The sequence below is a fragment of the Nocardia sp. NRRL S-836 genome (assembly GCF_001279525.1).
Classification (GTDB): domain Bacteria; phylum Actinomycetota; class Actinomycetes; order Mycobacteriales; family Pseudonocardiaceae; genus Lentzea.
In genome coordinates, this window is the sequence record NZ_LGDY01000091.1 from 629,149 (window position 1) to 647,947 (window position 18,799).

At 72.1% G+C, this 18,799-nt stretch carries 10 protein-coding genes; 7 read left to right on the forward strand and 3 right to left on the reverse strand.

Annotated elements, in window-relative coordinates; genetic code table 11:
* Positions 1–31: 31 nt before the first annotated feature.
* The 4 genes from ADL03_RS48390 (at position 32) to ADL03_RS13895 (ending at position 2,056) form a co-directional block, all read left to right on the forward strand.
* Complete coding sequence (locus tag ADL03_RS48390; protein WP_053733767.1) at positions 32–286, forward strand: hypothetical protein; 255 nt, start codon at positions 32–34, stop codon at positions 284–286.
* A complete protein-coding gene (locus ADL03_RS13885; RefSeq protein WP_053733768.1) occupies positions 283–708 on the forward strand; it encodes a DoxX family membrane protein in 426 nt (141 codons plus the stop codon). The genes ADL03_RS48390 and ADL03_RS13885 overlap by 4 nt, the downstream gene beginning before the upstream one ends.
* 200 nt (positions 709–908) lie before the next feature.
* On the forward strand, positions 909–1,331 hold the full coding sequence (locus tag ADL03_RS13890; protein ID WP_053733769.1) for a DoxX family protein: 423 nt from the start codon (positions 909–911) through the stop codon (positions 1,329–1,331).
* Positions 1,332–1,390: 59 nt separating this feature from the next.
* The gene (locus tag ADL03_RS13895) at positions 1,391–2,056 is read left to right on the forward strand and encodes a lytic polysaccharide monooxygenase (protein WP_053733770.1); all 666 of its coding nucleotides are present in this window, start codon (positions 1,391–1,393) and stop codon (positions 2,054–2,056) included.
* 234 nt (positions 2,057–2,290) lie between these two features.
* Here ADL03_RS13895 and ADL03_RS50195 read toward each other — a convergent pair whose 3' ends face one another.
* On the reverse strand, positions 2,291–2,416 hold the full coding sequence (locus ADL03_RS50195; RefSeq protein ID WP_255353357.1) for a hypothetical protein: 126 nt from the start codon (positions 2,414–2,416) through the stop codon (positions 2,291–2,293).
* An 87-nt stretch (positions 2,417–2,503) separates the two neighbouring features.
* On the opposite strand from ADL03_RS50195, the gene ADL03_RS13900 reads away from it, so the two are divergent.
* Entirely contained in the window at positions 2,504–3,103 is a 600-nt protein-coding gene (locus ADL03_RS13900; protein ID WP_053733771.1) for a hypothetical protein, read from the forward strand.
* Positions 3,104–3,153: 50 nt separating this feature from the next.
* On the forward strand, positions 3,154–3,936 hold the full coding sequence (locus ADL03_RS13905; RefSeq protein WP_053733772.1) for a carbon-nitrogen hydrolase family protein: 783 nt from the start codon (positions 3,154–3,156) through the stop codon (positions 3,934–3,936).
* Between the two features lie 49 nt (positions 3,937–3,985).
* Here ADL03_RS13905 and ADL03_RS13910 read toward each other — a convergent pair whose 3' ends face one another.
* Positions 3,986–5,650 carry an NAD(P)/FAD-dependent oxidoreductase gene (locus ADL03_RS13910; RefSeq protein WP_053733773.1) on the reverse strand — a complete coding sequence of 555 codons (1,665 nt, stop codon included), beginning with the start codon at positions 5,648–5,650 and terminating at the stop codon, positions 3,986–3,988.
* A gap of 113 nt (positions 5,651–5,763) precedes the next feature.
* Positions 5,764–6,690, reverse strand: coding sequence for an ACP S-malonyltransferase (locus ADL03_RS13915; protein ID WP_197288304.1), 927 nt, complete (start codon positions 6,688–6,690; stop codon positions 5,764–5,766).
* 364 nt (positions 6,691–7,054) lie between these two features.
* Between ADL03_RS13915 and ADL03_RS13920 the strand changes: the two genes are divergently transcribed.
* A complete protein-coding gene (locus tag ADL03_RS13920) occupies positions 7,055–18,781 on the forward strand; it encodes a type I polyketide synthase (RefSeq protein WP_053733775.1) in 11,727 nt (3,908 codons plus the stop codon).
* Positions 18,782–18,799 lie beyond the last annotated feature (18 nt).

An 18,799-nucleotide genomic window follows, 5' to 3' on the forward strand; every position in this document is an offset into this window, starting at 1 on the left:
CGCCACCCCGGCCAACTCGGGGAGGATCCGCATGAAAACCCTTGCCCTGACCGCCGCGGTCGTCGCCGGATGCGCGACCGGCGGACCAGACCACTCCCGCCACGAGCACCACCCGATGACAGCGGAGGACGCCGCACCGCTGCGCGGGGCCGCCACCACCTGTCTCAGCCTGTCGTCGGGCGGCGACCCGGCGAACGCCTGGGGCACCGGCGAGCACCGGTTGTGTGCGCGCGACGGGCAGTGGCGCCTCGATCCCTTGAACACCACCACCTGTGGTGCGCCGTGATCGCCCGCGCGGTGACGCTGCTGCGCGGCTCGCTCGGCCTGGTGTTCGTGTGGTTCGGCGCCCTCAAGGTCGCCGACGTGACACCGGTGGCCGACCTGGTCGCCCGCACCGTGCCCTGGCTGGACCGCGACCTGCTGCTGGTCGCGCTGGGATCGGCGGAGATCGCGCTCGGCGCGGCGCTGTGGCTCGGCCGGTGGCTGCGCTGGGTCGCGGGGGTGGCGCTGGTCCACCTGCTCGGCACGTTCCTGGTGCTGGTCGTCCAGCCGCAGGCGGCGTTTCAGGCGGGCAACCCGTTGCTGCTCACCGCCGAGGGCGAGTTCGTGGTCAAGAACCTCGTGCTGATCACCGCGTGCCTGGTGCTCATGACCGCGCCTCGGTCACGACAGCCCGGCCACCTGACGGCCGACGGCACACCCGCCTGAACCGCCCGGGACAACCCCTGCCGGACTCGGACCGCGCAGGGGTGAGCGGGGTCGCCGGTGGCGGCCTGCGGCCCCGCTCCGCCAGAGCGGTGGCGTCGTCACGGACCAACCGGGGCGACGCCACCGTGGCCGGCCCCGCCGCCTCCTCACGAGCCGTTCGCGCTGTCCCGCGACGGCACCCACCGCAGAAGGGAACCACCGTGGAACCGACGGCCGACCACCGGCAACTGGCACTGGGCCTGTTCAGGCTCGTGGTGGGACTGCTCTTCGCCTGTCACGGCGCTGCCGCCCTGTTCGGCGTGCTCGGCGGGCCGCACGGTGGCCGGGCACCCGGCTTCGCGCAGTGGCCGGGCTGGTGGGCCGCGGTCATCCAGCTCCTGGGCGGCGCACTGGTGCTGCTCGGACTGGCCACCCGTGCCGCGGCGGTCGTGTGCTCGGGCTCCATGGCCTACGCCTACTTCACCGCGCACCAGCCCCACGGCCTGTTCCCGATCGAGAACGGCGGCGAGCCGGCCGCGTTGTTCTGCTGGGCCTTCCTGCTCGTCGCCGTCCTCGGCCCCGGCCGGTGGGCGCTGTCCGGGCTGGTCGCCCGTCCGCCGGTCGGCACGCGGCGGGGGAGGTGATCGCCACAGCACTCGTCCCGCTTCGCACGGCACACATCGAGTACACGGAGGACTGATCCATGCACGTCACCCCTTCGGCGCCGCGGCGCCGGACAGCCCTGCACCTCGCCGTCCTGCTGTCCGTCGTCGCCTCGCTGGTCACGTTCCAGCCGACCCGCGCCTCGGCGCACGGCACCGTCATCGACCCGCCGACCCGCAACTACGGCTGCGCCACCCGCTGGTCCGGCCCCGACGCTCCGGGCATGCAGGAGCAGGACCCCATGTGCTACATCGCGTGGCACCAGAGCCCCGGCGCGATGTACAACTGGAACGCCCTGTACGCCAACAACCTGGGCGAGGACATCGAGCGCGTCGTTCCCAACGGCCAGATCTGCAGCGCCGGGCGTGCGGAGATGGGCCGGTACGGCCCGATGGACAACCCGGGGCCGTGGCGGATGACCAGGGTCGGCGGCACGTTCACCGTCCAGGTCCAGGACGTGGCCCGGCACGGTGCCGACTACCTCAGGATCTACGTGACCAAGCAGGGCTTCGACCCGGCCACGTCGACGATCAGCTGGAACAACCTCGACCTCGTCCAGCAGACCGGGAGGTACCCGTCCCAGCTCGACTACCGGACCGAGGTCAACACCTCCGGCTACAGCGGGCGCCACGTCGTCGTCACGATCTGGAAGGCGTCGCACATGGACCAGAAGTACTTCCTGTGCAGTGACGTCGACTTCGGCTGACCCACGGCAACGGCGCGTGCTGTTGGTGGCCCGATAGCGGATTGTTGGTCCAGGGGAGTCGAATCCCGTGATCGGGGTTGCGCCGGGTGTCCATTGTGGAGGTGGCGCCCGCTGTCTCCGCTCCGCGCGATGCCGAGCAGGCTCCGGCCTGCGGGACCGACATCGACGAGAGGAGGGTTCCTTGGAGGAGTACGGGAGTCTCGCCGACGAGGACGGGCACGTTCGTGGCTACGACTAGAGGAGTGCGCCACGGGCGTCGATGACCGGCAGGTCCACGGCGATCCGGCGCTCCGCTGCGACCGCGTTCTCCGCCTTGTCCGTCCTCGACCGCTGGGGGAGTGCCGGTTCGCGAGCCGGCACTCCCCCAGGGCGGGAGCGGGTCACCCGGCAATAGCGGAAGAATAAGACAATAAGGGAACAATAGATCGTGCTGCCAGCATCGAGGCCATGACGGAGATCCTCGGGTACGTCCGCGAGAACGCCATCCTCGCGCTGATCATCGGATGTGAGATCGGGTTCTGGCTCTTCCTGCTCGCCGGGCTGGTCGCGCGCTATCCGCTGCGGAGTCCCAGGGTCGGCGGCGCGCTGCTCCTCTGCACACCGCTCGTGGACGTGGTGCTGCTCATCGCCACGGTGTTCGACCTGCGCGCGGGTGGCGAGGCGACGTGGCCGCACGCCGCGGCCGCCATCTACCTCGGGCTCACCCTCGGCTTCGGGCACAGCATCATGCGGTGGACCGACCAGCGCTTCCACCACCGCTTCGCGGGCGGTCCGCCACCGGTCCGGCCGCCGAGGTACGGGCGCGCCAAGGTGCGGTACGAGTGGGCGCAGTTCGGCAGGTTCGCGCTCGCGTGGCTCATCTCAATGGTCATCATGGCCGCGTTGGTCCTCTTCGTCAGCACGCCCGCGCAGACCGGGCTGATGTGGAAGGTCGCCATGCCGATCATGACGGGCACCGGTGCGGCCTGGTTCGTCCTCGGCCCCCTCATGACCACGGTTCGCCCGCCGCGTCCGCGCCGCGGTGCCCACGAGACGTACGTCGGCTGATCGCCTGTCACCGTGCTGGCCGCGGTGGTGTGGTGTAGGAGGAGTTCGCAATGAGAATCGCCTGTTGGCAGGCCGCGACGCACCCGTCCGACGTGGCGGGCGCCCTCGCGCGTCTGCGGGTGCGCGCGGAGCAGGCCGCCGCGGCCGGCGCGCGGGTGCTGGTCACGCCGGAGATGTCGTTGTCCGGCTACGACCTCGGCAGCCGGCGGCTGCGTGAGCTCGCCGAGCCGGAGAGCGGCCCGATGTGCGGCGAGGTCGCGCGGATCGCCTCCGAGTCCGGGATCGCGATCGTGCACGGCTGGCCCGAGCTGGCCGGGGAGCACGTCTACAACTCCGTGCGCCTGGTCGACGCCGATGGAACAGGGCTGGCGACCTACCGCAAGACGCACCTGTTCGGCGCCATCGACCGGTCGAGCTTCAGCGCCGGGGACACCGGGGTGGTGCAGGCCGTCGTCGACGGCCTGACCATCGGCCTGATCATCTGCTACGACGTGGAGTTCCCGGAACTGGTTCGCGCACATGCGTTGCGTGGCACCGAGTTGCTGGTGGTGCCGACCGCTCTGATGTCCCCGTGGCACTTCGTCGCCGAGACGCTGGTGCCGGCCCGCGCCTGTGAGAGCCAGCTGTTCATCGCCTACACCAACTGGACCGGCCGGGAACGCCGGCTGGAGTACTGCGGTCTCACCAGGGTGGCAGGACCGGACGGCCGGGTCGTCGCGATCGACGCCGGCACCCGGGACGGGCTCCTGGTGACCGATCTGGACCCGTCGCTGATCGCCGAGGTCCGCAAGGAGACCCCGTACCTCACCGACAGACGTCCGGAGCTGTACTGAGTCGGTCCCGGGTCCTGGCCGGGCCGGCGGCCACGACCCGGGACGCGTCTCAGATGACCACCGGCGCCAGTTCGTCGAAGAGATCACCGGGCCCGGGGTTGTCGGGGTGGGTCGCGCCACCGAGGTGCCGCACCACGCCCCAGACCGCGTTCAACGCGGTTTCCACGGCGTTCTCCGCGAACCCCCCGAGCCACGAGATGTCGTCCCCCGCCATGAGGAAACCGCGGTGCTTCTCCTCGAACCCGTCCTGCATGAAGTTGGTGAACAGCGCGCGTTGATACCGATATTGGCCCGGGAGGCTGGACTTGAACGCTCCCATGAAGTTCGGCTCGGTCTCCCAGGTGACCGCGACCGGCGGCGCGATGATGTGCGACCGGATGTCGACGTCCGGGTAGATCTGGGCGAGCGACGCCAGCACCACCTCCAGCCTCTCCTCGGCGGTGAGGGTGGCGACCTTCAGCGAGTCGTCGTTCCACGTGTACGACAGGCACATCACGCCGGGCTCGTCGGGCCCGTCGTCGAACAGGTAGACGCCGCGCGGCAGCCGGTCGGTCAGCGTCATGCCCATGACGTGCCGGCCGGTCCGCTCGTCGCGGTCGCGCCAGAACGGGCGGTCGGTCAGCACGAAGAGCTTCGACGAGCCCTGGTAGTGAGTCCGTTCCACGGCGGTCCACAGGTCGGACGGCAGCAGGTCGGGGTCGCATTGGATGCGGGACAACAGGTTCCAGCTCTGGGCCGTGAAGACGGCCACCGGGTACTCGCGCACGCCGCCGGTCACGTCCTCGACCACGTACCCGTCGCCGCAGCGGCTGATCCGGCGCACGCCCGGCATCGGTGTCCCGTCGTGCAGCCCGGCGAGCGAGGTGCCGGCGGGCCAGTGCACGAGGTCGTCGGGTTCGTGCCGCCACAACCCCGCCGGGACCTGCTGGCTGCCGCCGACGATGCGGTACTGCTTGTCGCCGGCCTCGGTGTAGACGACCCGCAGGACGTCGAGCACGGAATTGGTGAAGTCGGTGTCCCACCCGCCGCAGCCGAAGCCCACCTGGCCGAAGATCTCCCGTTGCTCGAAGGACGAGAACGCCGCCGTGGAGGTCAGGAAACCGTAGAACGACTGGTTCTCCAGCTCGCGGACCGTGCGGTTCCACAGGGCCTTGATCACGGAGATGTCGCGGCGCTCCATCGCCCCCATCATGACCGGCAGGTCGGCCTTCTCGTGCAACGCCTTGGACCACGCGTCGGAGACCTGCTGGAACGTCAGGGGGAGGTCCTCGGGACCGCGTGCCCAGTGCGTCTCACCGCGCAGGTTGATCACGGTGCTGGGAGTGGCGTCGGCGAGCGGGTTGGGGAACGCCACGGCTTTGAGGCCCAGCTTGTTCACGTAGTGGAAGAGCGTGGCCGAGGGCGAGAAGCGCATCGAACCCAGTTCCGCCCTCGGTTCCGGGTGTCCCTCGAACCCGACGGTGCGCATCCGGCCGCCGAGCTGCTCGATCTCGTACACGACCGGGCGCAGCCCCAGCTTCATGAGCTCGTAGGCGGTGACCACGCCCGAGATCCCACCGCCGATGACGGCGACCTCGGTGCCGTGCCGCTCGGCCGGGACGGCACCGAGTCCCGCCCGGTGGTTCAGCCAGTCGCCGTAGACGAAGGGGAAATCCGGGGACAAACCCGTTGTCGGTGCCGGCTCGTCATCTGTGATAATCGACGTGAATCCCATTTTGAAACCTCGATGATTCGTCGGATCTCAGCGGTGTGACGGAACTGCGGTCAGCGGGTGGTGGGCCCGGTTCGGTGAACGTGTCGTGATCCGGCCCGATCCGCGGTCGAGGCCTATCCGGCCGGTCGGCGGGATTTCAGGGCGTCCTTCGGGGCGGCCGTCACCACCTCGAAGTTCTTCCTCAGCAGTTCCAGCCGGTGGATCAGGAAGTCCGGGCCCGCCACGCAGATCTTCGTGATTCGCTCGTTCACCAGCCGGTCGTGGATGTGCCCCCAGTGCACCGGGGTGACGGTGGACGCGTCCAGCAGCGCGCCGACGTCGGCTCCTTCGCCGACCAGCGCGCCGTTCTGGTCCGAGATGATCGGAATCGCCGTCGCGGTGAACGAGAACCGCGCGAAGACCTCTTCCCGCATCCGGGCGCGCAACGGCGCCAGAACAGGGGCGTGGGCCGCCGGGCGCATCGTGGTGAGGGAGTAGCCGCCGCGCTCGCTGATCCTCTGCTTGAACGCCGCGAGGTGCTCCTCGTGCATCGTGACGAGGTGGACGCCGTGGTCGAAGTACCCGGAGACCTCGTGCCACTCGCCGGCCCGCGCCATGGTGGTGAGGACGTCGTCCAGCTGTTCCTGAGGCGTGCGGACGACGAGCTGGCTGACCAGGTCGCGGTGTTCCCGCTCGAAGTAGTCGAGCTCGCACCGCGCCAGCTCGGCGGTGAGCCGGACGACCTCCGCGAACGGCATCGCGCCCGAGTAGGCGACCGCGGCGCGCTCGCCGAAGCTGGACCCCACGCACAGCTCCGGGCGCAGGCCGAGCGTCCTCTCCATCCAGTCGGCCATCGCGACGGAGTTGACCAGGAACGCGATCTGCTGTGCCGCGCTGTACTCGTCGGGACCGGAGCGCAGGTCGTCGAGCAGCGAACGCCCGAGCGCGGCGTCCGCCTCGGCCAGCCTCCGCCGGGCGAACGGGCTGACCGTCATGAACCGGCCGACATCGCTGAACTTCGACGGACCCATTCCCGGGAACACGACTGCTGTGCGGGTCACGGCGGCGCCTCCATGCACATGTGGGTCTACCTCGTCTCGACCTGTGCCGCGGCAACGGAAAACTGCATTTCGCGGCTGGGGGAAATAGGAATGGAGCCTATGTTCCGGCGAGCGCGGGGAGTAATGGAGCGTTTCCGCACACCGGTCATCGCCGAGTAATCCCGGTGGTGGTAACCAGGGCGCGTGCACCGCGCTGAGGGGAAGTTCTTGCCCGGTGGTCGGCGAGTGGAATCTGCACATCCCGCGGGTGGCCGAGCTGTGATTACGTTACCGCAGTTCTGCGTCCCGATGTGTTTCGACGGGATCGCCTTGCACTGTTGTTCGCCATCACTGACGTCCCACGGAGTAGTTGGGGAGTGCGCACTTGAGCGAGTTCGATGACCTCCGTCCTGCCACCGGCGAGGTGGTGGACCGGGGAAACGAGCTGCCCGCGGGAAACTCGGGCGAGGCGGCACACGCACTGCGCGATCTCGTCATGCGGGTGACCGCGGAGGTCCTCGCCGACATGGTGCCCGGCGCACCGGCGGTGGGCAGCGGCACCCGGTCGTTCCTCGACCTGGGGTTCGACTCGCTGGCGTCGGTCGAGCTGCACGCGCGGCTCGTCGCGGCCACCGGCCTCGAACTGCCCGTGACCATCGTCTACGACCACCCGAACCCGCTGGCACTGGCCACGCGCCTGGGAGCGGCCGGTGACCACGAGGCCGGGGCCGTGTCGGCGTTCCGGCCCATCGAGCACGACGACGACGTGGTGGTCGTGGGCATCGGCTGCCGGTTCCCGGGGCTGGCCGACTCGCCGGAACGGTTGTGGCGCCTGGTCGACGAGGGCGTCGACGCCGTGACCGGGTTCCCGGCCGACCGCGACTGGGACGTCGAGGGGATCTACGACCCGGACGCGGGCAAGGCGGGCAAGACCTACAGCCGGCACGGCGGGTTCCTCGACGCGGCGGGCGAGTTCGACGCCGAGTTCTTCGGGATCTCGCCGCGCGAGGCGACCGCCATGGACCCCCAGCAGCGCCTGGTGCTGGAGGTCTCCTGGGAGGCGCTGGAACGGGCGGGCGTGGACCCGACCTCGTTGCGCGGCAGCCGTTCCGGCGTGTTCATCGGCGTGGAACCGCAGGAGTACGGCCCGCGGCTGGCGGACGCTCCCGAAGGGCTGGAAGGACATCTGCTGACCGGCAACACGCCGAGCGTGGTGTCCGGCCGCATCGCGTACGTCCTCGGGCTCGAAGGTCCTGCCCTGAGCGTGGACACGGCCTGCTCGGGTTCCCTCGTCGCACTGCACCTCGCCGCGCACTCGCTGCGGTCCGGTGAGTGCGACCTCGCGCTGGCCGGTGGCGTGGCGGTCATGGCCGGCCCCGGCACGTTCGTCGCCTTCTCCCGCCAGCGCGGGCTCGCACCCGACGGGCGGTGCAAGTCGTTCGACGAGTCGGCCGACGGCACCGGCTGGGGCGAGGGCGTCGGAGTCCTGGCGCTGGAACGGCTTTCCGACGCCCGGCGCAACGGCCATCCCGTGCTCGCGGTCGTGCGCGCGTCGGCCATCAACCAGGACGGCGCCTCGAACGGCCTGACCGCACCGAACGGTCTCGCGCAGCAGCGCGTCATCCACCAGGCGCTGGCCAACGCCGGGCTCGGCGCCGCCGACGTCGACGCCGTCGAGGCGCACGGCACCGGCACCCGCCTGGGAGACCCGATCGAGGCGCGGGCGATCCTCGCCACCTACGGCCGCGACCGCGCGGTGGACACACCGTTGTGGGTCGGTTCGATCAAGTCGAACATCGGCCACGCCCAGGCGGCCGCCGGTGCCGCCGGTGTGATCAAGATGATCATGGCGATGCGGCACGGAACGCTGCCGCGCTCGTTGCACCTCACCCGGCCGACGCCGCACGTGGACTGGTCGGCGGGCAACGTCTCATTGCTCGCTGAAGCACAGCCGTGGCCGGTCACCGGCCGCCCGCGTCGTGCCGGCATCTCCTCCTTCGGCATCTCCGGCACCAACGCCCACGTGATCATCGAGGAACCCCCGGCGGTGGAGCGCGCGCCGAGCCGTGCCGCCCAGGACGCCGAGGACATCGCCGTTCCCTGGGTGCTGTCCGGCAAGACGCGGGACGCCCTGCGCGCCCAGGCCGAACGGCTGAAGGCCTTCGTCGCCGCCGACCCGGCGCTCAGCCCGGCCGACATCGGACTGTCCCTCGCCACCACCCGCGCCGCCCTCGACCACCGCGCCGTCGTCGTCGGCCGCGGCCGTGACGAGCTGCTCGCGGGACTTGACGCCGTGATCGGCACGACCACCCCGGCTCTGCGCGACGTCGCGGGCACCGGCGGCCTCGCCTTCCTGTTCGCGGGCCAGGGCTCCCAGCGCCGCGCGATGGGACAGGAGCTGTACGGGTGCGACGAGGTGTTCGCCCGTGCGCTGGACGACGCGTGCGGCTACCTCGACATCCAGCTCGACACCCCGTTGCTGGACGTGCTGTTCGCCGAGGAGGGCAGCGAGGACGCGGCCCTGATCGACCAGACCTCCTACGCCCAGCCCGCGTTGTTCGCCATCGAGGTCGCGCTGTACCGGATGTTCGAGTCGTGGGGCCTCACCCCCGACTACGTCAGCGGCCACTCCATCGGGGAGATCGCCGCGGCCCACGTGGCGGGCGTCTTCTCCCTGGAGGACGCGGCGACCCTGGTGGCCGCGCGCGGGCGGCTGATGCAGGAACTGGAGGTGCGCGGCGCGATGGTGTCGTTGCGCGCGACCGAGGACGAAGCGCTGAGCTTGCTGAGCGGGCATGAGCACACCGCGGGCATCGCGGCGGTCAACGGGCCGCGCTCCGTCGTGCTCTCCGGCGCCGAGGACGTCGTCCTCCGGCTCGCCGACCGGTGGGAGGGCCAGGGCGGCAAGGCCAAGCGCCTCAACGTCAGCCACGCCTTCCACTCGCCGCTGATGCTGCCGATGCTGCACGAGTTCCGCCAGCTGCTGGAGTTCCTCTCGTTCTCCGCTCCGGCCATCCCGTTCGTCTCCACGGTCACGGGCCGTCTCGTGACGCCGGCCGAACTGTCCACTCCGGACTACTGGGTCGCACACGTCAGCGAGGCCGTGCGGTTCCACGACGCGGTGCGGGTCATCGAGTCGGCCGGCGTCACGACGTGCCTGGAGCTGGGCCCCGACGGTGTGCTCTCCGCGATGGCCGCCGACTGCCTCGCGGACGAGGACGGTGTGCTGTTCCGGCCCGTGCTGCGCCGTGACCGCCCGGAACGGGTCGAGGCGCTCAGCGCGCTGGGTCACGCCCACGCGCGGGGCGCCGGGGTCGACTGGCCCGCGGTGTTCCCGGCCGACGCGACCACCGTCGAACTGCCCACGTACGCCTTCCAGCGCGAGCACTTCTGGCTGTCCGGATCAGCCGTGCAGGACGCGGCCACGCTGGGCCTGGAGCCCGGTGACCACCCGGTGCTGGGCGCGACGGTCGCACTGGCCGGCGGAGAGGGCCACGTGCTCACCGGACGGCTGTCGCTCGCGACGCACCCGTGGCTGGCCGACCACGTCGTGTTCGGCCGCGTCGTCGTGCCGGGCGCCGTGCTGCTCGACCTCGCGGTGCGAGCCGCCGAGGAGGTGGGCTGCGCGGCGGTCGAGGAGCTGACCCTGCACGCACCCCTGGTGCTCGCCGAGGCCGACTCCGCGCGGTTGCAACTGCGGGCGACCCCCGTCGACCCCGCCGGACGGTCCGCGATCAGCGTGCACTCCAGGCTCTCCGAGTCCGGCGAGTGGGTCCTGCACGCCTCCGGCACCCTGGCCGTGCGGGCGCAGACACCGCACCCGTGGTCCTCGACGTCGTGGCCACCCGCCGGGGCGCGCGAGGTTCCGCTCGACGGCGTCTACGCCGACCTGGCCGCCACCGGCCTGGCCTACGGCCCCGTCTTCCGCGGCCTGCGCGGCGCGTGGGTGGCGGGTGACGACGTGTTCGCCGAGGTCACCCTGCCGGAACAGACCGGGATCGCGGCGACGGCGGACTTCGCCGTCCACCCCGCGCTGCTGGACGCCTCCCTGCACGCGATCGCGTTCGGCGGAGCCGGTGACGACGACGGCCGCGCCCGGTTGCCGTTCTCCTGGTCCGGCGTGTCGGTGCACGCGACCGGCGCGACCTCGCTCCGCGTCAAGATCACGGTCAAGAGCGCCGACGAGGTCGCCCTGCACGCCGTCGACCCGGCGGGCGCACCCGTTTTCACGGTCGACTCGCTGGTGTCCCGGGCGCCGGCCGCGCAGAACGGTGCCTCCGCCAATCTGTACACAGTGGACTGGGTGCCCGGACCGTCCGGGAGCTCACCGGCGTGGACGACCTACGGCACGGCCGACGCCGCCCCCGGTGTGCTCGCCCTGGTCGTCTCGCCGGAGAACGACGGCCCGGCGGGCGTGCGTGAAGCCACCCGCACCGTTCTCGCGGCCATCCAGGACTTCCTCGCCGACGCCCGGTACGCGGACTCCCGTCTCGTCGTGGTGACCCGTGGAGCGGCCGGGCCGGACGTGACCGGCGTCGCCGCCTCGGCGGTGTGCGGCCTGGTGCGTGCGGCGCAGGCCGAGCACCCGGGGCGGTTCGTCCTGCTCGACGGTCCCGAGGAGTACGTCGGTGCCGCCGCCGGGTGCGGTGAGGCGCAGGTGGCCGTGCGGGAAGGCGTCCTGCTCGTGCCCCGCGTCGTGCGTGCCACCGCGGCGGACGGCGACGAGCAGGTCCTCCCGGCCGGGGGGACCGTCCTGATCACCGGCGGCACCGGGGGACTCGGTGCCGCACTGGCCAGGCACCTGGTGTCGGCCCGCGGTGTCACGAGCCTGGTGCTGGTCAGCCGCAGCGGTGCCGAGTCGCCGGGAGCCGGCGAGCTGAGCGCCGAGCTGACCGCGCTCGGTGCCCACGTCACGATCAGCGCGTGCGACGTCGCCGATCGCGCGGCCCTGGAATCCGTCATCAGCGCCATCCCGCAGGACCGCCCCCTCGTCGGCGTCGTGCACACGGCGGGCGCACTCGCCGACGGCGTCGTCACGGCGCTCGACGACGAACGCGTCGAGAGCGTGCTCCGCCCGAAGGTCGACGGTGCCTGGCACCTGCACGAGCTGACGAGCCACCTCGACCTGCGGATGTTCGTCCTGTACTCGTCCACGTCCGGCCTCTTCGAGGGTGCCGGGCAGGGCAACTACGCCGCGGCCAACAGCTTCCTCGACGCGCTCGCGCTGCACCGCCACGCCAGCGGCCTCCCGGCCCAGTCCCTCGTGTGGGGGTTGTGGGAGCTGGGCATGGGCGGCGGCCTGACGCCGGCGGAAGCGGACCGGGCGGCCCGGCAGGGCTTCCCCGCGCTGACGGAGCACGAGGGCCTCGCGCTGTTCGACGCGGCGTTCGCCTCCGGCCTGCCGCTGGCCGTCACCGCGCGGTTCGACCTCACCGCTCTCGAAGCACGGGCCCGCGACGCCCTCCTCCCGCCGTTGCTGGAGCGACTGGTCAGGACCAGGCCGCGCCGTGTCGCCGCCGGTGCCGCACCCGCGTCGGGCTCGCTGCTGGCCGGGATCTCCGGGCCGGATCAGAAAGCGGTGCTGCTCAACCTGGTGCGCTCCCAGGTCGCCGGTGTGCTCGGGCACGCCTCCGCGGACCGCGTCGAGCAGGACAAGGCGTTCACCGACCTGGGCTTCGACTCGCTGACCGCGATCGAGCTGCGCAACAACCTGAGCGCCGCCGCCGGTGTGCGGCTTCCGGCCACGGTGGTGTTCGACCACCCGACGCCCGCGGCGCTCGCCGCGTTCATCCACGTCCTGCTGACCGGCGACGAGGACGACCTGACCGCGCCGGTCGCCACCTCCGCCGCGACGGACGAGCCGATCGCGCTCGTCGGCATGGCGTGCCGCTACCCGGGAGGCGTGCGCTCGCCCGAGGACCTGTGGAACGTCGTCGCGTCGGGCACGGACACCATCTCGGGCTTCCCGTCGAACCGCGGCTGGGGCCTGGACACGCTGTTCCACCCCGATCCCGACCACCGCGGCACCTCCTACGCGGACCAGGGCGGGTTCCTGCACGACGCCGACGCGTTCGACGCCGAGCTCTTCGGCATCTCGCCGCGCGAGGCACTGGCGATGGACCCGCAGCAGCGGGTGCTGCTGGAGACCGCGTGGGAGTCGCTGGAGAACGCCGGCCTCGACCCGATGTCGTTGAAGGGCAGCAGGACCGGTGTCTTCGCCGGGGTCATGTACTACGACTACGCCCACAACCTGGCCTCGATCCCGGAGGAGGTCGAGGGCTACATCGGCACCGGGACCTCGGCCAGCGTGCTGTCCGGCCGGGTGGCCTACGCGCTGGGGCTGGAGGGACCGGCGGTCACCGTCGACACGGCCTGCTCGTCCTCGCTCGTCGCCCTGCACCTGGCGGCGCAGGCGTTGCGCTCGGGGGAGTGCTCGCTGGCCCTCGCGGGCGGCGTCACGGTCATGGCGACACCCGAGACGTTCGTGGACTTCTCCCGCCAGCGCGGCCTGGCCGCCGACGGGCGCAGCAAGTCCTTCGCCGCCGCCGCCGACGGGACCAGCTGGTCCGAGGGCGTCGGCGTGCTCGTGCTGGAACGGCTGTCCGACGCACGGCGCAACGGCCACGAGGTGCTGGCCGTGGTCCGCGGCTCCGCGGTGAACCAGGACGGCGCGTCGAACGGTCTGACCGCTCCGAACGGTCCGTCGCAGCAGCGGGTGATCCGGCAGGCGCTCGCCAACGCGGGTCTGTCGGCGTCCGATGTGGACGTGGTGGAGGCGCACGGCACGGGCACCCGGCTGGGGGACCCGATCGAGGCGCAGGCATTGCTCGCGACCTACGGCCAGGACCGGCGGGAGCCGCTGTGGCTGGGGTCGGTGAAGTCGAACATCGGCCACACCCAGGCGGCCGCCGGTGCCGCCGGTGTGATCAAGATGGTGCTGGCCATGCGGAACGCGACACTGCCGGCGACGTTGCACGTGGACACCCCGACGCCGCACGTCGACTGGGAGTCCGGTGCGGTGTCGCTGCTGACCGAGCAGGTGCCCTGGCCCGCGCCGGACCGGCCGCGGCGGGCCGCCGTGTCGTCGTTCGGCATCTCCGGGACCAACGCGCACGTGATCCTCGAAGCTCCGGATGAAGCGGACGTCCGCACGACGGGCGGTGCCGCGACGGTCACCGGTTCCAGGACAGCCTGGGTGCTGTCGGGCAAGACGCCCGCGGCGGTGCGGGAGCAGGCGCGGCGGTTGAGCGCCTTCGTCGGCGCCGACGCGGACCTGTCCCCGGCGGACGTCGGCTTCTCATTGGCCACGACCCGTGCCGCGCTGGAGGCGCGGGCCGTCGTGACCGGAGCGGACCGCCGGGAACTGATGGCAGCGCTGGACGTCCTGGCCGGCGGCGGTGCCGGTACCGCGGTGGTGGAGGGATCTGTCCTCAGTGGACCGGTGGCGTTCCTGTTCGCCGGTCAGGGTTCGCAGCGGGTCGGGATGGGACGCGGGCTGTACGACGCGTTCCCGGTCTTCGCGGCCGCCTTCGACGAGGTGTGCGGGTTGCTGCCCGGTGTGCGCGAGGTCGTGTTCGGCGCTGACGCGGAAGCGGTGAACCGGACCGGGACGGCGCAACCGGCGCTGTTCGCGGTCGAGGTGGCGTTGTTCCGCCTGGTCGAGTCGTGGGGTGTCCGGCCGGATCTGCTGGTGGGGCACTCGATCGGCGAGATCGCGGCGGCGCACGTGGCCGGTGTGCTGTCGCTGGCTGACGCGGCCCGGCTGGTGGTGGCGCGCGGCCGGTTGATGGAGGCGTTGCCGCCGGGTGGCGTGATGGTGGCGGTGCGGGCCGGCGAGGCGGAGGTCGGGGAGTTCCTGTCCGGCCACGTGTCGCTGGCCGCGGTCAACGGTGCCGGTTCGGTGGTCCTGTCCGGTGCGGAGGGTCCGGTCCTCGCGGCGGCGGCGGAACTGACCGCGCGCGGCCGGAAGTGCACGCGGTTGTCGGTGTCGCACGCGTTCCACTCCGTGCTGATGGACCCGATGCTCGACGGGTTCCGCGCGGTCGCGGAGTCGATCGAGTACCGCGAGCCGGTGCTCCCGATGGTGTCCACGGTGACCGGGGCGCTCGTGCAGGCCGGTGAGGTGACGTCGCCGGAGTACTGGGTCCGGCACGTGCGGCAGACCGTGCGGTTCGCGGACGCGGTGGCCGTGTGCGCGGAACGCGGGGTCATGCGGTTCGTCGAGCTGGGGCCGGACAGCTCGTTGTCCGGTCTGGGCGCGGAGGGCGCGGGTGAAGGCAGCGTCTTCATCCCGTTGCTGCGCAAGAAGGACGATGAGGTCGAGTCGTTCACCACGGCGCTCGCGCGGTTGCACGTGCACGGCGTGCCCGTCGACTGGGCCGCGATGTTCCCCGGCGCCCGGCGGGTGCCGTTGCCGACGTACGCCTTCCAGCACGGCAGGTACTGGCTGGAGGCGCCACGCACGAAGGCCGGCACGGCCGGGCTCGGGCTCGCCTCGGCCGAGCACCCGCTGCTCGGCGCGGCGGTCGAGTTCGCGGAAGGTGACGGGTTCCTCCTCACCGGAAGCCTGTCCCGGTCGGGCCACGGCTGGCTGACCGACCACGTCGTGCTGGACCAGGTGATCGTCCCCGGCGCGTGCCTGGTCGAGCTGGCCGTGCGCGCCGCGGACGAGGTGCGCTGCGGCACGGTCGAGGAGCTCACCCTCCAGACCCCGCTGGTGCTGCCGGAGTCGGGCGCGGTGGACCTCCGGGTGCAGGTCGGTCCCGCTGCCTCCGACGGTCGTCGCTCGATCGGCGTGCACTCGCGCCCGGCGGGCTCGCTCACCGGAGACCCGTGGACGCGGCACGCCACGGGCTCCCTGGTCCCCGGCGCACCCGTGCCGGACTTCGACCTGCGGGAGTGGCCGCCGGCCGGAGCAGAACCGGTGGCGGTCGACGGGCGGTACGAGGAGCTCGCCCGCACCGGGCTCTCCTACGGCCCCGCGTTCCAGGGGCTGACCGCGGCGTGGCGGCGGGGTGACGACGTCTTCGCCGAGGTCACGGTCGCGGAGGACACCAGCCACCCCGACTACGGGCTGCACCCGGCTCTGCTGGACGCCTCGCTGCACGCGATCGGCCTGGCGGAGGACACTGCGCTGTCGCTGCCCTTCGTGTGGAACGGCGTCGCCCTGCACGCCTCCGGTGCCGGTGCGCTGCGGGTCAAGCTGCACGAGGAGGACGACGGCAGCTGGTCGATCCGGGTGGCGGACAACTCCGGCGAGCCCGTGCTGACCGTGGCGTCCCTGGTGCTGAAGGAGATCTCCGCCGACGGGCTGCGGCCGCAGCGGCAGAGCGACTGGTCGTTGCGCGTGGAGTGGGTGCCGGCGGTGCTCGGCGACGCCGTCGAGTGGACGGAGTACGAGGCCGTCGGCGGCCAGGCTCCCGCGCACGTCGTCCTCCGCCTGCCCCGCGACCACGGCGTGGCGGTACCCGAGTCGGCGCGCGGGCTGTCCCACCGCACGCTCGACGTCATCCAGCGCTGGGTGGCGGACGACCGCTTCGTGAGCTCGAAGCTCGTCGTGGTCACCGAGGGCGTCGTCGCCGTCGAGTCCACAGTGGACGATCCGGCGACCGCGGTCGTCTGGGGCCTCGTCCGCACCGCGCAGCAGGAGTACCCCGGCCGCTTCCAGCTCGTCGACGCCGAACCCGGCACCGCGATCGGGCCCGAGCTGCTGGGCCGGCTGATCGGGTCGGCGGAGCACCAGGTCGCGGTGCGCGGCGAGCAGGCCTTCGCGCCGCGGATCGTGTCCGCGGCCAAGGAACGGCTGTCGCCCCCGCCGGGAGCCGCCGCGTGGCGGCTGGGCATGGCGGGCAAGGGCACGCTCGACCACCTGGTCCTGACGCCCAACCCCGCTGTGCTGGAGCCGATCGCGCCCGGTGACGTGCGCATCGGCGTCCGTGCCGCCGGGCTGAACTTCCGCGACGTGCTGACCGTGCTCGACATGTACCCCGGTGACGCCGGGACGATCGGCAACGAGGCCGCCGGCGTGGTGCTGGAGGTCGGTTCCGAGGTGACCGACCTGCGTCCGGGCGACCGGGTGATGGGCCTGGTCATCGGCGGGATCGGCCCGGTCGCCGACGCCGACCGCCGGCTGGTCACCCGGATGCCGCGGGGCTGGACGTTCGACCAGGCCGCGGCCGTGCCACTGGTGTTCCTGACGGCGTACTACGGCCTGTGCGACCTCGGCCGCCTCGAAAAGGGCCAGTCCGTCCTGGTCCACGCCGCCGCGGGCGGGGTCGGCATGGCGGCGACCCAGCTCGCGCAGTACCTCGGCGCGGAGGTGTTCGGCACCGCGAGCACCGGCAAGTGGGACGTCCTGCGCGCGGCCGGGCTGGACGACCCGCACATCGCGTCGTCGCGTGACCTCGACTTCGAGGACATCTTCCACGCGGCGACCGTGGGCCGCGGTGTCGACGTCGTGCTCAACGCGCTGTCCGGCGAGTTCGTGGACGCGTCGCTGCGCCTGGTCACCCCCGGTGGCCACTTCGTGGAGATGGGCAAGACGGACGTCCGCGACGCCGCCGAGGTCAGCGCACGGCACCGGAACGTCACCTACCGGGCGTTCGACCTGATCGACGCCGGACCGGACCGGATCGCGGAGATCTGGGCGGAGCTGGACGGGCTGTTCGCACGCGGAGCGCTCGTGCCGCTGCCCACCAAGAGCTGGAACGTCTTCCAGGCGCAGGAGGCGTTCCGGTTCATCAGCCAGGCCAAGCACGTCGGCAAGGTGGTGCTCACCCTGCCCAGGCCGATCGACCAGGAGGGAACGGTCCTCGTCACCGGTGGCACCGGTGCGCTCGGTAGCGCGGTGGCACGTCATCTCGTCGCCGAGCACGGTGTTCGCCACCTCCTGCTGACCGGCCGGCGTGGAGCGGACGCGCCGGGAGCGGAGCGGCTCCGCGCCGAACTGACCGGGCTCGGGGCCACCGTGACCATCGCCGCCTGCGACGCCGCCGACCGCGACGCGCTGGCCGGTGTGCTGGACGGCATTCCGGCGGATCGGCCGCTGACCGCCGTCCTGCACACCGCCGGTGTGCTCGACGACGGGCTGCTCGGCTCGCTCACGCCCGCACGACTGGACGCGGTGCTGCGCCCGAAGGTGGACGCCGTCTGGCACCTGCACGAGCTGACCGGGCACCTCGACCTGGCGCGGTTCGTGGTGTTCTCCTCGATCACCGGCATCACCGGCACGGAGGGGCAGGCCAACTACGCGGCGGCCAACGCCTTCCTCAACGCCGTCGCCGAGCACCGCCGCGGCAGCGGCCACGTCGGGCAGGCCCACGCGTGGGGCCTGTGGGAGGACGGCATGGGCGCCGGCCTGTCCCGCGCCGACCTGGACGTGATGCGCCAGGAGGGCTTCGGGGCACTGGCCACGGCCGAGGGCATGGCCCTGTTCGACGAGGCGCTGAACGCGGACGAGCCCGTCGCCGTCCTGGTGAAGCTCGACCGCGGCGCACTGCGCAAGCACGCCAGGCACAACGAGATCAACCAGGTCTGGCACGACCTGGGACGTGCCACGCCCCGGCGGGTCACCGAGGCGGCCCAGTCGTCCTCACTGGCGGAACGACTCGCCGCGCTGACGGCGACCGAGCAGGACGCCCTGCTGGTCGACCTCGTGCGCGTGCACGCCGCGGCCGTCCTCGGCCACAGCGACGTGACGGCGCTGGAGACGGCAAAACCGTTCACGGACATCGGTTTCGACTCGCTCACCGCGGTCGAGCTGCGCAACCGGCTCAACGCGGCGGCCGAGGTGCGGCTGTCCGCGACCGCCGTCTTCGACCACCCCACGACGACCGCGCTCGCGGCACACCTGCGGCAGCTGCTGGCTCCGCGGGCGGCCGCCGGGCTGTCCGCGGCCGCCGTGCTCGCGGAGCTGGACCGCCTGGAGGCGAGCCTGCTGGCGGTCGACGGGAACGGCGGCGGCCACCTGACGATCATGCTGCGACTGGAGGAGCTGCTGTCGACGTTCTCGGCGGCCACCTCCGGGCCGGGGGACGCCGCGGACGGCGACCTGGCGGACGCCTCCGTCGACGAGGTCGTCGACTTCCTGGAACGAGAGCTCGGCCTTTCCTGACCGAGCCCACCCTGTCCC